The organism is Luedemannella flava, assembly GCF_039528515.1.
Taxonomy (GTDB): domain Bacteria; phylum Actinomycetota; class Actinomycetes; order Mycobacteriales; family Micromonosporaceae; genus Luedemannella; species Luedemannella flava.
In genome coordinates, this window is the sequence record NZ_BAAALT010000059.1 from 1 (window position 1) to 13,691 (window position 13,691).

Sequence of the window (13,691 nt, forward strand, 5' to 3'; positions counted from 1 at the left end):
AAGACCAAAACGCCGAGTTAATTATCGGCAGTCCCTAAGGACCGAATCTGGGCAATCCTGACCGGCCAGCACCGCCAGTCCCGCGCCGGTGACGGCGGGCCTGGATCCGCGCCCGGCGGCGGCCCTGACGTTGGCCTTGCCACGCCATCCGACCGCTAGAGCCGCTTCGTCCTGCGACGTTCCGGTCCGCGCGGTCACGTTCTCCTCCAGTTGATCGCGACGAGACCGTCGTAATAACCCGCCGAGTGGACGCCCTCTGCACCTTGCCGTCCCCCGCGCTCCGCCAGCCGCAGGATCGCTGCTTACAGCAATCTGATCATCAAAACGGTCGCGGAACGCAGCTGCACGTCCGACCACCAACGGGACATGCAAGACCGATCAAGCGAGGTTCGCTCCACTACTCAAATATGCGTTTTTCGGCACACCGCGCGTATTACCGTCACGACGTTTGAACCGCCCCAGACTGGGAAGCGCCGGCCGCGAGCGGTCCGGATACACGAGGAGCTTTCGCATGCATAGTGACCGAGCGACCCCATTGGTACTCAGCAAGAGAGCCGCCGCCGACCGACGCAACATGGCGTGGACGGCGGTGTGGCTCGGTGCGGCGGGAGTGCCGCTCGGGTTATGGGTGGCGCCGCGCGACGCCGTTCAGGGCGACGCGCAGCGGCTCATGTACGTCCACGTCCCCGCCGCCTGGACCGCCTACCTGGCGTTCGTCGCGGTCCTGCTGGCTAGCGTGGCCTACCTGATCTGGGCCGATCCGCGCTGGGACCGCGCCGCCCGGGCCGCCGGGGAGATCGGCGTCGCCGCCACGATCGTGACCTTGATCAGCGGGTCGGTGTGGGGCCGACTGGTCTGGGGCGTCTGGTGGGCCTGGGATCCCCGCCTGGTAGCGACGGCCGCCATGTTGCTCATCTACTTAGGTCAGCTGACCGTGCGCTGGACCGGTACGACCACCGCCCGGGGTCAACGCCGGGCAGCCGTAGTCGGGGTCGCCGGCTTCGTGATCGTGCCCACCGTCCACTTCTCGGTCATCTGGTGGCGGTCCCTGCATCAGCAGGCGACCGTCCTGGCACCCGATCCGACGCCACCGATCAACGGGGTGATGCTGACCGCGCTGCTACTGTGCGCGGGCGCGGTCTCCGTAACGGCCGCGTGGCTCTTCCTGTGCCGGCTCGCCGCGCTCGAGAGCCGCGTGGGCCCGCCGAGCGACGACCATCCCGAGGCGGCGCCGGTCGCGACGGGACTCGTTTCGTCGGGCCGCGCATGACGCCGCGGCGCGCACGGGCGAGCCTGCTCCTCATCCTCGTCGTCGCGGCCGCGCTGCTGGTCACCGCCGGCTTCCAGCAGACCCTCACGTTCTACCGGACGCCGACCGAGGTGGTGCACGGCCCGTCCGGACGGGTGCGGCTCGGTGGTCAGGTGGTGCCCGGCTCGCTGGGTACGGCCGGCGGCCTGACCCTGTTCCGGGTCACCGACGGGACCACGCAGCTACAGGTAGAGCAGGTCGCCGATCTGCCCGGCACGGTCCGCGAGGGGCGCGACGTGGTGGTCGAGGGCCAGTACGACGCGGGCCGGGCAACCTTCCGCTCGGACACGGTCATGGTCCGACACGGCAACGAGTACCGACCCGCCGGGTCCGGCGCCGGCTCGGCGCGATGACGGGCGCGGTCGGCAACGTCGCCCTCGGTGTGGGACTGGTCGCCGCGGTGGCCTCGGCGCTGGCGTGGCTGCGGGTGGCGCTGATCGGTGCCGACGCGCGCCCGGCCCGCATCGCCACCTGGACGCTGCTGGTCGCGGCGGCGGCGGGCTGCGGTGTGCTCGAGTGGGCATTGCTCACCCACGACTTCAGCGTCCGGTATGTCGCCGAGAACGGCGGCCGGGACGTCCCGACGTACTTCACCGTCACCAGCCTGTGGGCAGCCCTGGACGGCTCGTTGCTGCTCTGGCTGCTGATCCTGGCCGGGTGCGCCGTGCTGCTCGGGCGACAACGCGTAGACGCGGACGCCGACGAGCTGCGGCCGTGGGCGCTGTCGGTGGTGGGCGTGGTGGCGGTGTTCTTCTTCGCTCTCACGTACTTCGCGGCCAACCCGTTCGCGACGGTGGTGCCCACGCCCGCCGACGGCCCGGGACCGAACCCGTTGCTGCGCGAGCATCCGGCGATGGGGCTGCACCCGCCATTGCTCTACGCCGGATACATCGCCCTGGTCGTCCCGTTCGGCTACGGGCTGGCCGCGCTGCTGACCGGGCGCGCCGACCGGATCCGTGACGCCGCGGTGCGCCGGTGGACGCTGGGCGCATGGTCTCTGCTCACGGCGGGCATCACGCTGGGCGCCTGGTGGTCGTACGCGGTCCTGGGCTGGGGGGGCTACTGGGCCTGGGACCCGGTGGAGAACGCGTCGCTGCTGCCGTGGCTGACCGCCACCGCTCTGCTGCACACGCTCGTCGCCGGGCGGGCCACCCCGGCGCTGCGCACCTGGAGCGTGTGCCTCGCCTGCGTCAGCTTCCTGCTCGTGCTGGTCGGGACTTTCCTGACCCGGTCGGGCGCCGTGGCCAGTGTGCACGCGTTCACCGCGTCACCGTTGGGCCCGATGCTGCTCGGCTTCGTGCTGCTCGCTGTCGCGGTCGTGGTCGGCCTGGTCGCCTATCGGGCGGGGGCACCCGGTGGGCCCACCACGTCGCCCCTCCTGTCGCGGGAATCCGTCCTGACGGGCAACGCCGTCCTGTTGGTGACCGTCGCGTCCATCGTCCTGACCGGCACGCTGTTCCCACTGCTCGCGCGCGCCGTTCGGGGTGAGCAGCTCGCGGTCGGCCCCGACTACTACGCCAGGTCGGCCGTTCCGGTCGGGCTCGTTGTCCTCCTGCTCATGGGCCTGGCGCGGACGCTGCGGCCTGGTCGGCCGGCCGACCTCTCCGCCGTCCGTCTGCCCGCCCTTGTCGGGCTGGCCACCGCACTCGTCGTCGGCATGACCAGCCGGCCAGGTGTCCTGCCGCTGCTCGCGTTCGGGCTGGGTGCCTTCGTGCTGACCGGGTTGTTCACCCGGGGTCCGGCCGCCGGGGGCCGGGACCGTCGGGCGGGGTGGTTGTTGGCCCATGCCGGCCTGGCAATCGTGGCCATCGGTGTCGCCGCCTCCGCCGCGTACACCGTCAGCAGCGAGCGGCAGTTGCGGATCGGGGACACCGTCCGGGCGGGCGGGGTGACCGCCCGGCTGGACAGCGTGGACGGGCCCGGCACGCCGGGCACGACCGGCGCCCGCGTCACCCTGACGCTCGGTGGGCACGCCAGTGGCACAAGCCACCCACGGCTGCGCTACTACCCCGCGCGCGACCTCACGGTCAGCGTCCCGGCCATCCGCTCCCGTCCGACCGGCGATGTGTACATCACCGTGCTGGCCGTTGGCGACGATGGCACGACGACGGTCCGGCTGGCCGTGAACCCGCTCGTCGGCCTCATCTGGCTGGGCGGGGCGCTGATCGCCGCTGGCGGGCTGTTGACGATCGTTCGGCGGTCGCGTGCCGGGCGGCCGGAGGATGTCCGACCCGATCGCGTCGGTGCCGGGAGCACGGCATGAGGCGGCGGCTGGCCGCGCTCATCGCGGCGACCGCGGTCGTGGCGGCGTTGGCGGTCCTCCTCGGGTACGGAATCCGGACGGGTCAGCCCGACGCGGCACGGGCGGCCGGGCCGGTGACCGAACTGCGCAGCGCGCCGGCGCCCCCGCTGACCGGTACGACGCTCGACGGTCGGTCGTTCGACCTGACCCGGTTACGCGGGCAGGTGGTGCTCGTCAACGTGTGGGCATCGTGGTGCGACCCGTGCCGGCAGGAGCTGCCCGCGCTGGCCGCCGCGCAGCGACGGTGGTCCGGGCGCGGTTTCGCCGTGGTGGCCCTCGGCGTACGGGACACGACCGAGTCCGCCCGCCGACTGCTCACCGACCTCGGCGTCACCGGGTTGACAACCGTCACGGACCCACATGGGACCACCGCGGTCGCCTGGGGGACCCGGGGCGTGCCGGAAACCTTCCTCGTCGACCGCCAGGGCGTCGTCAGGGTATGGGCCCGGGGTGCGGTGGACACCGCATGGTTGCAGCGGCGCGTTACGCCGCTGCTGGCGTCATGAAGCGCCGACTCGTCGGGTTCACCGGGTCCCTCGTGCTGGCAGCCGGCGCGGCGGCGGCCGTCTGGCGTTCCGTGCCACCCGACCAGCCATCGGCCCGCGACCTCGCCGCGCAACTGGTGTGTCCCGCCTGCCAGGGCGAGACCGTGGCCCAGTCGGCGTCGCCGATGGCCGCCGCCATGCGGGCCACGATCGCCCAGCAGCTCGCGACCGGACACACGGGACAGCAGATCCGGCAGTACTTCGTCGACCGGTACGGTGCGGGCATCCTCGCCGACCCGGCCGCCGGCGGCCTGGGCGCCGTCCTGTGGGTGGTGCCCGTGCTGGTCCTCGCCGCGCTGGCCGTACTCGTGTGGCGGTCGCGGCGCCGGCCCGCCGACCCCGGCCCGCTGGCGGCGACCGGGCCCGCGCGGACGTGGCGTCGGGCGTGGGATGTCCTCGCCGTGGCGGTGGTCGCGCTGGTCGCCGCGGTAGCCGTGGCCAGCCCGCGCGAACCCGGCGGCCCGGCCGCCGCCACCGCCGCCGACCCGACTGTCATCACGCTCGCTGTGGGCCGATCGCTGGAGGAGCAGGGACGGTACGCGGAGGCTGCCGACGTCTACCGGGACGCCCTGGACCAGCAGCCGGATGACCGGCTCCGGCGCCGGCTAGCGTTCGCGCTCCTGCGAGCCGGACGACTGGTGGAGGCGGAGGCCGTCGCCGCGCGGGTGCTCGACGACGATCCGGGCGACCCGGACGCGCTGCTGCTGCTGGGGCTGGCGCAGCGGGCGAGCGGGTCGCCGAAGGCTGCCGCCACGCTGCGCCGGTTCCTCCGGCAGGCACCCGACCACCCGGCGGCCGCTGAGGTGCGGCGTCTGCTGGGCGATCGGTGAACGTCCTACGGTCGGTCCTTGCGCGACCGCCGCCATGCCACGATGGCCATGGCCACCCAGGCGGCCCCCGCCGCGACGCGGGCAGCTCGACCGTGTCCCGTCGGTGGTGGCAACACGACGTCGGGCGGCGGTTCCGTCTGGTCGATCGGGACGCCGACGAAGGCCACGCTCGCCGCCGCGACGGCCTCGTCCCTGCTGAGGTACGCCTCGTTGCTGGCCAGCTTCTCATCGTCAGGCCCGGTCCACCGCCATCGCCACGTGTCGTCCGGGTTGCGCCAGAGGGTAATCAGTTGATCAAGGGCGACCGGATCGTCGTCACCGAGCTCCACGGGGCCGGGCGACGCGGTCAACCCACCGCGCAGCTCCTCGGCGGTCAGCTCGCCGACGGACCGTGCCGTTCCGCCGCGCAGCGCGCGGGCCACGGTGTACGCGACCGCGGCGACCACGAACGGTAGCGTCAACACCAGAACCTGCAGGGTACGTAAGATTCCGGTGACGGGGATCGCGAAAAGGCGCGCGATGATGTCGTCCACGGCGGCGACGAGAAGGACCGCGAAGAACGTCACGGCCCACGCGGCGACCGCGATGCGCCCCGGGCGCTGCCGTGGGGGCTGCAGCAGATGCCGGCTGGCCCTGTCGCCCGTCCGCCACCGGTCCAGCCAGGGCCAGGCGTACAACACGAGGAACGTCACCGTGCCGACGCCGACAGCCGGCAGGAACGGCGAGGGCACCAGATGACCGAAGACGTGGAACTCCACCGCGGGGAATAGGCGCAACGCGCCGTCGCCCCAGGCGACGTACCAGTCGGGCTGCGCGGGTGAGGTGGCCTTGGCGGGACTGAACGGACCGTAGATCCAGACCGGGTTGATCTGGACAAGGCCGCCGAGGGCGAAGACGACGGCGAATACCCCCGCCGCCAGGCTCAGCGTCCGCACGGTATAGGCCGGCCAGAGCCGGGAACCCACGACGTTGCGTTCCCGCCGCCCCGGCCCGGGGAACTGGGTGTGCTTCTGCCTGATGATGATCGCCAGGTGCGCCGAGATGAGTGCCGCGAACACGGCCGGGACGATGAGGACGTGGGTGACGAACAGTCGGGGCAGCGTCGCGTCGCTGGGGAACTCGCCACCGAACGCGAGCTGGGCCAGCCAAGCGCCGACGACCGGGACGGACAGCACGACCGAGTAGATGATCCGAAGCCCGGTGCCCGACAGCAGGTCATCGGGCATGGAGTACCCGGTGAAGCCGTTGAGCAGCGCGAGGGTCAGCATGGTCACGCCGATAACCCAGTTGATCTCCCGGGGCTTACGGAACGCGCCCGTCACGAAGATCCGCAGCAGGTGCAGCACGATCGCGCCGACGAACAGCAGGGCGGCCCAGTGGTGGGCCTGGCGGATAAGCAGTCCGGCGCGCACGTCGTAACTCAGCGCCACGGCCGAGGCGTACGCGCCGGACACGGTGGAACCGGACAGCGGTTGGTAGGCGCCGTCATACACGGTCTGCGCGCTGGTCGGATCGAAGAACAGCGTCAGGTACACCCCCGTGAGCACCAGGGCGAGGAACGAGTAGAGGGCGATCTCGCCGAACATGAACGTCCACTGGTCCGGGAAAACCTTGGCCAGGGCCGTACGCGCCACCGACGTGGTGCCCAGGCGGGCGTCCACCGTCCGGTAGACCCATCGGGTGATCATGGGCGGCTCCAGTACCCGGGCCCGGGCGGGGAGGTGAAGTCGCCGCTTGCCCGTAGGTACCCGTCAGCATCGACCACGATCGGCAGGCCGGGCAGCGGCCGCGCGGCCGGACCGGCGACCGGCGTGGCCGCGTTGAACAGGTCGAAAGTGGACTGGTGGCACGGGCACAGCATCCGGCCGGTGGTCTGCTGGTAGAGCGCCACAGGGCAGCCGGCGTGGGTGCACAGCAGGGAGTACGCGACGAGACCACCGCCCACCATGCCGCCGGGCGGTGGCGTGATCAGGTTCGCCGGGTCCACCCGCACCACGAACGCCGGTACGTCGCCGTCGCGGGTGTGGCCCTCGGGCACCACGATCTGAATCGTCTCTGCGCCCACGTCGGCCGCGCGCACGGGTACGCCTTCGGGCGTGACGAGCCGCAGCCCACCGAAACGCCAGGCCGTGTGGTCCAGCGCAACGTCCGGATCGGGTTTGCGGAACGAGAGCAGGGAGCGGGCGGGGAACAGCAGCGCGAGCCCGACCGTACCGACCGCGAGCGCGAACATGCCGAGCAGTCCGCGGCGGCGCACCGGGCTCTCCGGACCGCCGATGGCGTGGGCCAGCAGCGTGACGTCCTGCTGTGTGGCCGCGAGCGGCGGCCGCTGCTCGACGAACCCGCCCATGGGCAGCAACCGCCGCCCCCACAACCAGAGTCCGACGCACAGCCCGCCGAACGCGACCGCCAGCCCGACGCCGAGCAGTTGCGTGTTCCCGCCCAAGCCGTACGCGACCGCGAATTCCACGGCGCCGAGCACCGAGATCCCGAAGGCCAGCCGGATGGCATGGACCGTGCCCCCCTGGGGTCGGTGTTGTCCGCTCATCGGGCACGGCTCCCCAACCGGCGGGCCAGCAGGACCAGCGCACCGAGTCCGAGCACCCACGCCACTGCTCCCTCCGTGAACGGCCCGAGGCGGCCCAGCGACCAGCCACCACGGTCGAGCTCCGCCGGACCGCTCTGCAGCACGTCGACGTAGGCCGCGAGCGCATCCACGTCGGCATCGCTGAGCACACCGGAGGGGAATGCGGGCATGAGGCCGGGACCGACCCGGACGGCCTCGCCGACCTGGGTCGGTGTCGCCCGCATCAGCGACGGGGCGAACCGGCCGTTGGTGAGGGTGGCGCCGATGCCGGCCGCCGAATGGCACGCGGAGCAGTAGGTGAGATACAGCTCCCGGCCGGTGCGTGGGTCGCCGGGGCGCACGACAGGAACCGTCGGCCCGCCGCCCGGTGGGAACGACGCCACGTACTGCACCAGGGCGGCGATCTCGTCCGGCGCGAACGCGGGATCACGGTGGACGTCGGAGTACCGCTCCTGGCGCAGCGGCATCCGGCCCGTACTGAGCTGGAAATCCACGTCGGCCGGGCCCACCTCCGTCAGGGCCGGGCCGTAGGCCGTGCCCCCGCCCCGGTCACCGTGGCAGCTCGCACAGTTCTGCCCGTAGAGCGCGGCCCCGGGCCCCGATGGTGGCGTCGCCGCGCCGGACGGCGCCGTGCTGGGCATCGACGTGCCGGATGGTGACGGTGCCGAGCGGGTCGACAGTGTCGGCGCGGCGGCCGACGCCGGGCCGAGCACCCCGATGCTGGCTGCCGTGGCGAGCAACAGCCACGCGGCCCGCCTGGGCGCGGATGGACGTAGCGGGTCGTGGGTCATCGTGTGTCGTCCCTCAGTCCAGGGTGAACAGGTACGCGGCGATGTCCTTCGCGTCGTCGGGCGGGACGCCGAGGTCCGGCATGGCGGTGCCCGGCTCCACCTCCTGTGGGTCGCGGATCCAGTGCTCCAGGTTCGTCCCGTTGTTCACGAGCTTCCCCGCGATGTACGAACGGCTGCCGAACCGTGTCAGCGGCGGCCCGACGAGCCCGTCGGCCCCCCTGATCCCGGGAACGCTGTGGCACGAGCCGCAGCCGTACCGGGTGACCAGTTGGGCCCCGCGCCCCGGGTCGCCGTCCGGCACCTCGGTCGGTGGCGTCGCGGACAGCGTCGAGCAGCCGCCGGCCGCGAGGACCGTCGCGGCGGTCGCCACCACGGGCCAGCACTGGCGTAGGCGTCCGCGGATCATGTCGGTACCTCCTCGGGCAGGCCGGGCCGCAGGTCGCGGCCGGCGGGCGAGCGCCGCTCCAGGTCGGCAAGCCAACCGAGGAACAGCACGACGGCGGCGACCAGCATGAGCACGTCCATGGGGATCCACATGACGAGGCCCGCCAACTGCTGGTCCGCCAGAGCGCGTGGGCCGGACGGGACGTCGTAGATCGGCTCCGGCGCGAAGGTGAGCACCGCCCCCAACGCCGCTGCCGGCATCCCGGCGGCGAACAGCATGAGCAGCCCGATCGGCGGGCTCAACCGCCGGGAGGCGGGCGCGACCACGCCGGCCCACAGCAGCCAGGCGGCGCCCACCATGCTCGCGTGCTCCACCGCGTGCACCGGGGCGCTGGCTTCGGCCCACTCGTACGGCAGGGGCAGGTGCCACGCCCAGAGCACGACGGTGTGTACGCCAGCCGCCACGAGCGCGGCGGTGAGCGGCCGGCGCAGCCAGCGCGCCGGGGCGGACGTCCGCACGCGGTGCGTGACCTGACGCAGCGGGCGCGGTGTGGCCAGCGTGACCGGCAGTCCCGCGCAGCCCGCGGCCAGCAGTGGCGCCGCGCCCAGCATGAGCAGCATGTGCTGTGCCATGTGGCCGGCCAAGGACCGCTCGGCGGCGTCGTGCACCGGGCCCTGCTGTGCCACCAGGACGATCGCCAGTCCCAGCACGAAGGCGCCGGCCCGCCAGGACGGCACGACGGCTCCGTGGCCGCGGCGGGCCCACAGCTCGTGCACGCCGCGCCCGTACGCGGCGCCCAGGGCGGCCACGGCGACGACGCCGACGACGTCGGTCCACTGCTCGGCGGGCGGCGTCACGGCCTCACCCCTGGCACGGCGCGAGGACGACGACGGCCGCGCCACCGGCGAGGATGATCAACAGAAACAGCGTGTCGGCACACACTCCCACCAGGGCCAGCATGCTTGCTCTGGCCAGGCGCGGGTCGTCATCCTCGCCCGCGGCGGCCCTGGTCGTCCGCCAGGCGCGCCAGGCCATGAGCAGCGCGGCGGCGGCGATCAGCGCCGGTACGACCACGCCGGCCCCGACTACCACGCGCAACGGGATGCCCTGGATGGTGTCATTGCCGGCCTGACAGGTCACCTCATCGGCGGCCCAGGTGATGATCAGGTGGACCGCCCAGGCGACCGCCCCGCCGAGCACGGCGAACCACATGAGCAGCCCACCGAGCTTGCGGCCGCGTTCGCGGGTCGTCGGCGAGCCCGTCACAGTCGCGGCGCCAGGTAGAGGCACACGAAGATCGCCACCCAGACCAGGTCGACGAAGTGCCAGTAGATGGCGGTGAGCCGTACCCGCTCATGGCGCCGGTACCCGAAAGCCCCGCGCAGCGACGCGGCCAGGAGCCAGCCGACCATTAGCAGCCCGACTGTCACATGCAGCGCGTGGAACGTGGTCGTGGTGTAGAACAGCGACCCGTAGGCGTTTGTGGTGAACGTGTACTTCGTGAGATTCTCGGCGTACTCCAGGGCCTGCATGCCGAGGAAGGCGGAGCCGAGCAGGAAGGTGATGGCCAGACCTGCGCGCAGCCGCCATTGCTGGCCCTTGCGGATGCCGCGCTCGGCCCACATGACCGGCACGCTGCTCGGCAGCAGCAGCGCGGTCATTATCAGCACCTTGGTGAGCTTCGGGTCCTCCAGCGGCGGCGGTGGCCACTGCGGCCCGGACTGGAACCGCACGTAGAAGTAGCTGCCCAGCAGCGCGGCGAAGATGGTCGCCTCGGTGGCGACGAGGAGGACCATCCCCCACCAGCCGGTGGTGCGCCCGGACGGCATCTCGGTAGCCAGGGCCTGCGGGGTGATCGCCTCGCGTACGGTCTCGGGGAGCTCAGCGGTCGTCATGACACGATCCCCGCCTCCTGGGGGGACCGCTCGGGCGGCCACAGCCAGCGCGCCAGGGTGCCGGCGAGGACGGTCGCGCCCATCCCGGCGACCCAGTACCAGCCCCACAGGAGACCGAGCACGAGGACGAGGATCCCGACGGCCGTGATCAACGGCATGAGTGACTCCTCCGGCATGTCGGTGTCGCGTTCGTGCTGTCCGTCCAGCTCACTGGTCTGTGGGGTGCGGTGCCCGGACAACGCCTCGCCGCGCGCGAGGCCGTCGCGGGTACGCCGGTCCCACATCGGGTGCACGCTGTGCACCTGCGGGATGACCGCGAAGTTGTACGGTCTGGGTGGCGAGCTGGTGGCCCACTCCAGGGTGTCGGCCTCCCATGGGTCGGGCGGCGCGGGCGGTCCCCACCGGATGGCGCGCACCACAGAGGTCAGCACCAGCAACAGTCCGATGGCGAGCACGTACGCGCCGACCGTGGCTATGAGGTTCCACGCGTCCCAGCCCAGTCCGGTGGGATAGGTGTACACCCGGCGCGGCATGCCGAAGAGGCCGCTGACGTGCATGGGCAGGAAGGTCGTGTTGAACCCGACGAACACCAGCCAGAACGCCCACCTCCCGAGCCGCTCGGCGTACATCCGGCCGGTGAACTTGGGCAGCCAGAAGTAGATTCCGGCGATCATCGGGAACACCGCCCCGCCGAAGAGCACGTAGTGGAAGTGCGCCACCACGAAGTACGAGTCGGTGACCTGCTGGTCGAACGCCGTGATGGCGAACATGACGCCGGTGAACCCGCCGAGTACAAACGTCACGACGAACCCGACGACGAACAGGAACGGCGTACGCGCCCGGATCTGTCCCTTCAGCATCGTCGCGAGCCACGCGAAGATCTGGATGCCGGACGGGATCGTGATGAGGGTGCTGGCCGCACTGAAGAAGCTGTACGACAGTTGGGGCAGTCCGGTGGCGAACATGTGGTGCACCCACACGCCGAACGAGATGATCGCGATCGTCACGATGGACAGCACCATCAGCGGGTACGCCGCGACCCCGCGCCGGCAGAACGCCGGCAGGACGGCCGACACGATGCCCAGGGCCGGCATGACGATGATGTATACGTCCGGATGCCCGAAGATCCAGAAGAGGTGCTGCCAGAGCAGCGTGTTGCCGCCGTGGGCCGGGTCGAAGAAGTGGGTGCCGAACCGCCGGTCGAGGAACAGCATCGCGTTGGCGAGGTTGAGTGCCGGCAGGGCGAAGACCACCATGAACGAGGTGCCCACGATGGCCCAGACGAACAGCGGCACCCGGTTGAGCGACATGCCCGGCGCCCGCAGCTTCAGCGCGGTGACGATGAAGTTGATCGCCCCGGCCGTGGTGGAGACGCCGAGGAACAGCAGGCCCAGGCAGTACACGTCCAGGTTGATTCCGGCCGAGTACGGGCGGTCCGTCAGGGGTACGTAACCGAACCAGCCGCCGTCCGGTGCCGCGCCGACGAACTGGCTGGCGAACATCACGGACCCCGCGAAGACGAACACCCAGTACCCGAACGCGTTGAGTCGCGGGAACGCCATGTCCCGCGCACCGATCATGAGCGGCACGAGGAAGTTGCCGAACCCGAAGAACATCGGCGTCGCGAACAGGAAGATCATCGCGGTGCCGTGCATGGTGAACAGCTGGTTGTACTCCTCCGGCGAGAGCAGGGTGCTGTTCGGGCGGGCCAACTGCGTACGCATGATCATCGCGTCCGTGCCGGCGATGATGAAGAAGATCCCTGCGGTCACCATGTACCGGCGGCCGATGCGCTTGTGGTCCACCGTGGCGAACCAGCTGTGCAGCGACGGCCGCTCCCCCCACTCGCGCTCCAGGTGGGCGATGTCGCGCGGGCCGACTCCCGTCCGAAGCTGCTCAGCGGTGCTCACGGTCATGCGGCTCCCTGCGTGTGGTTACGGTGCGGCCTAGCCGAGGGACCGCAGGTAGGCGATGAGGTCGGGGAGGTCACCGGGCGCCACCGGCTGAGGTGGCATGGCGTTGCCCGGCTTGATCGTCTGCGAGTTCACAATCCAGCCGCCGAGGTGGCCCGGGTCGTTGGGCGCGGCGCCCGCGCCGAGACTCCACCGGCCGCCCACGTTGGTGAGGTCGGGCCCGACCGTGGCCGTGGCGGACGTCCCGCGCACCGTGTGGCACGTCGCGCAGGCGCTGCGCGCGAAGACAGCCCGGCCACGTTGTTCGGCGTCCGTCAGCGGCTCATCGGTGGGCGGCACGAGGCCCGCGAGCCAACTGTCGAACTGCGGCCGCGACTCCGCAATGACCAGCAGCGCCATGAACGCGTGCTGCTGTCCGCAGTACTCCGCACACTGTCCGCGGTAGCGCCCGGGACGGTCCGCGCGCAGCCAGGTGGAGTTCACCTTGCCCGCGATGAGGTCCGTCTTGGGCATCAGCTGCGGCACCCAGAAGCTGTGCTGCACGTCCGCGGTCGTGAGCCGGATCCGTACCGATTCCCCCACGGGAATGTGAATCTCGTTGGCGGTGACGGCCTGCGGCCGGTCGGGATAATGGATTTCCCACCACCACCGGTGCCCCACCACATCGACATTGACTGTGGGTTCGTCGTCCGGGGCGGCGAGGGCGTTGAGGTCGCGCAGTCCCACGCCGTAGACGAGGATCAGGATGAGCAACGGAACCACGACGCCCAGCGCGCTGATGAAGCCGACCGCGTCGCCGTCCTTGATCCGCACGCGCGAGCGCCGCCTGCGCCAGAGGGCCCAGCCGAGCAGCGCCATCACCTCGACGAAGATGCCCATGGAGATGCCGAAGAACAGCCACCAGAGCCCTTCCGTGCGGCGGGCGCCCGGACCGACCGCGTCCAGGGTCGACTGCTGACCCCCACTACAGCCCGTAAGCGAGAAGACAAGCGCCAGCACACCGGCGCTGGCCGAAGCCCACAGAAGACGCGTTGATACCGAGCGGCGCATCCGTCCTCCCTCCACCGCGGTCCGCGCTCTTCCCTGTTCCTGGCCAGCTAAACACCCAGTCCGGCACACAAAGATCAGAATGGC

General features: G+C 71.4%; 14 protein-coding genes. 5 read left to right on the forward strand and 9 right to left on the reverse strand.

All coding sequences use genetic code 11. The features are described from left to right. Positions 1-511 precede the first annotated feature (511 nt). The 5 genes from ccsA to ABD211_RS11890 are packed head-to-tail and all read left to right on the forward strand — an operon-like array spanning position 512 to position 4,986. Positions 512-1,270 carry a cytochrome c biogenesis protein CcsA gene (gene ccsA / locus ABD211_RS11870; protein ID WP_344129368.1) on the forward strand — a complete coding sequence of 253 codons (759 nt, stop codon included), beginning with the start codon at positions 512-514 and terminating at the stop codon, positions 1,268-1,270. After that, positions 1,267-1,662, forward strand: coding sequence for a cytochrome c maturation protein CcmE (locus tag ABD211_RS11875; RefSeq protein ID WP_344129371.1), 396 nt, complete (start codon positions 1,267-1,269; stop codon positions 1,660-1,662). Before ccsA ends, ABD211_RS11875 begins: the two co-directional genes overlap by 4 nt. After that, positions 1,659-3,572 carry a heme lyase CcmF/NrfE family subunit gene (locus ABD211_RS11880; protein WP_344129374.1) on the forward strand — a complete coding sequence of 638 codons (1,914 nt, stop codon included), beginning with the start codon at positions 1,659-1,661 and terminating at the stop codon, positions 3,570-3,572. The genes ABD211_RS11875 and ABD211_RS11880 overlap by 4 nt, the downstream gene beginning before the upstream one ends. After that, the gene (locus tag ABD211_RS11885) at positions 3,569-4,117 is read left to right on the forward strand and encodes a TlpA family protein disulfide reductase (protein WP_344129377.1); all 549 of its coding nucleotides are present in this window, start codon (positions 3,569-3,571) and stop codon (positions 4,115-4,117) included. Before ABD211_RS11880 ends, ABD211_RS11885 begins: the two co-directional genes overlap by 4 nt. Next, complete coding sequence (locus ABD211_RS11890) at positions 4,114-4,986, forward strand: cytochrome c-type biogenesis protein CcmH (RefSeq protein WP_344129380.1); 873 nt, start codon at positions 4,114-4,116, stop codon at positions 4,984-4,986. The genes ABD211_RS11885 and ABD211_RS11890 overlap by 4 nt, the downstream gene beginning before the upstream one ends. A 5-nt stretch (positions 4,987-4,991) precedes the next feature. Here the strand turns inward: ABD211_RS11890 and qcrB are convergent, their stop codons facing one another. From qcrB to coxB, 9 genes are read right to left on the reverse strand one after another with little or no spacing between them, the layout of a single operon-like run. Continuing rightward, entirely contained in the window at positions 4,992-6,674 is a 1,683-nt protein-coding gene (qcrB, locus tag ABD211_RS11895; protein WP_344129383.1) for a cytochrome bc1 complex cytochrome b subunit, read from the reverse strand. Further along, a complete protein-coding gene (locus ABD211_RS11900) occupies positions 6,671-7,534 on the reverse strand; it encodes a ubiquinol-cytochrome c reductase iron-sulfur subunit (RefSeq protein ID WP_344129386.1) in 864 nt (287 codons plus the stop codon). The genes qcrB and ABD211_RS11900 overlap by 4 nt, the downstream gene beginning before the upstream one ends. Next, positions 7,531-8,364, reverse strand: coding sequence for a c-type cytochrome (locus ABD211_RS11905; RefSeq protein WP_344129389.1), 834 nt, complete (start codon positions 8,362-8,364; stop codon positions 7,531-7,533). Before ABD211_RS11905 ends, ABD211_RS11900 begins: the two co-directional genes overlap by 4 nt. A gap of 13 nt (positions 8,365-8,377) precedes the next feature. Continuing rightward, a complete protein-coding gene (locus ABD211_RS11910) occupies positions 8,378-8,770 on the reverse strand; it encodes a c-type cytochrome (RefSeq protein WP_344129392.1) in 393 nt (130 codons plus the stop codon). Next, positions 8,767-9,606, reverse strand: coding sequence for a cytochrome c oxidase assembly protein (locus ABD211_RS11915; protein ID WP_344129395.1), 840 nt, complete (start codon positions 9,604-9,606; stop codon positions 8,767-8,769). The genes ABD211_RS11910 and ABD211_RS11915 overlap by 4 nt, the downstream gene beginning before the upstream one ends. A gap of 4 nt (positions 9,607-9,610) precedes the next feature. Next, positions 9,611-10,015 carry a hypothetical protein gene (locus ABD211_RS11920; RefSeq protein WP_344129398.1) on the reverse strand — a complete coding sequence of 135 codons (405 nt, stop codon included), beginning with the start codon at positions 10,013-10,015 and terminating at the stop codon, positions 9,611-9,613. Then, positions 10,012-10,644, reverse strand: a complete 633-nt coding sequence (locus ABD211_RS11925; protein WP_344129401.1) for a cytochrome c oxidase subunit 3 — start codon at positions 10,642-10,644, stop codon at positions 10,012-10,014. The genes ABD211_RS11920 and ABD211_RS11925 overlap by 4 nt, the downstream gene beginning before the upstream one ends. Continuing rightward, positions 10,641-12,560, reverse strand: coding sequence for a cytochrome c oxidase subunit I (ctaD, locus tag ABD211_RS11930; protein ID WP_344129404.1), 1,920 nt, complete (start codon positions 12,558-12,560; stop codon positions 10,641-10,643). The genes ABD211_RS11925 and ctaD overlap by 4 nt, the downstream gene beginning before the upstream one ends. Positions 12,561-12,590: 30 nt before the next feature. Further along, a complete protein-coding gene (gene coxB, locus ABD211_RS11935; protein ID WP_344129407.1) occupies positions 12,591-13,607 on the reverse strand; it encodes a cytochrome c oxidase subunit II in 1,017 nt (338 codons plus the stop codon). Positions 13,608-13,691 lie beyond the last annotated feature (84 nt).

Excerpts from the sequence above, each read along its gene's own strand:
- ccsA (WP_344129368.1), top strand. The coding sequence starts at position 512 with ATGCATAGTGACCGAGCGACCCCATTGGTACTCAGCAAGAGAGCCGCC.
- ABD211_RS11875 (WP_344129371.1), top strand. The coding sequence starts at position 1,267 with ATGACGCCGCGGCGCGCACGGGCGAGCCTGCTCCTCATCCTCGTCGTC.
- ABD211_RS11880 (WP_344129374.1), top strand. The coding sequence starts at position 1,659 with ATGACGGGCGCGGTCGGCAACGTCGCCCTCGGTGTGGGACTGGTCGCC.
- ABD211_RS11885 (WP_344129377.1), top strand. The coding sequence starts at position 3,569 with ATGAGGCGGCGGCTGGCCGCGCTCATCGCGGCGACCGCGGTCGTGGCG.
- ABD211_RS11890 (WP_344129380.1), top strand. The coding sequence starts at position 4,114 with ATGAAGCGCCGACTCGTCGGGTTCACCGGGTCCCTCGTGCTGGCAGCC.
- qcrB (WP_344129383.1), bottom strand. The coding sequence starts at position 6,674 with ATGATCACCCGATGGGTCTACCGGACGGTGGACGCCCGCCTGGGCACC.
- ABD211_RS11900 (WP_344129386.1), bottom strand. The coding sequence starts at position 7,534 with ATGAGCGGACAACACCGACCCCAGGGGGGCACGGTCCATGCCATCCGG.
- ABD211_RS11905 (WP_344129389.1), bottom strand. The coding sequence starts at position 8,364 with ATGACCCACGACCCGCTACGTCCATCCGCGCCCAGGCGGGCCGCGTGG.
- ABD211_RS11910 (WP_344129392.1), bottom strand. The coding sequence starts at position 8,770 with ATGATCCGCGGACGCCTACGCCAGTGCTGGCCCGTGGTGGCGACCGCC.
- ABD211_RS11925 (WP_344129401.1), bottom strand. The coding sequence starts at position 10,644 with ATGACGACCGCTGAGCTCCCCGAGACCGTACGCGAGGCGATCACCCCG.
- ctaD (WP_344129404.1), bottom strand. The coding sequence starts at position 12,560 with ATGACCGTGAGCACCGCTGAGCAGCTTCGGACGGGAGTCGGCCCGCGC.
- coxB (WP_344129407.1), bottom strand. The coding sequence starts at position 13,607 with ATGCGCCGCTCGGTATCAACGCGTCTTCTGTGGGCTTCGGCCAGCGCC.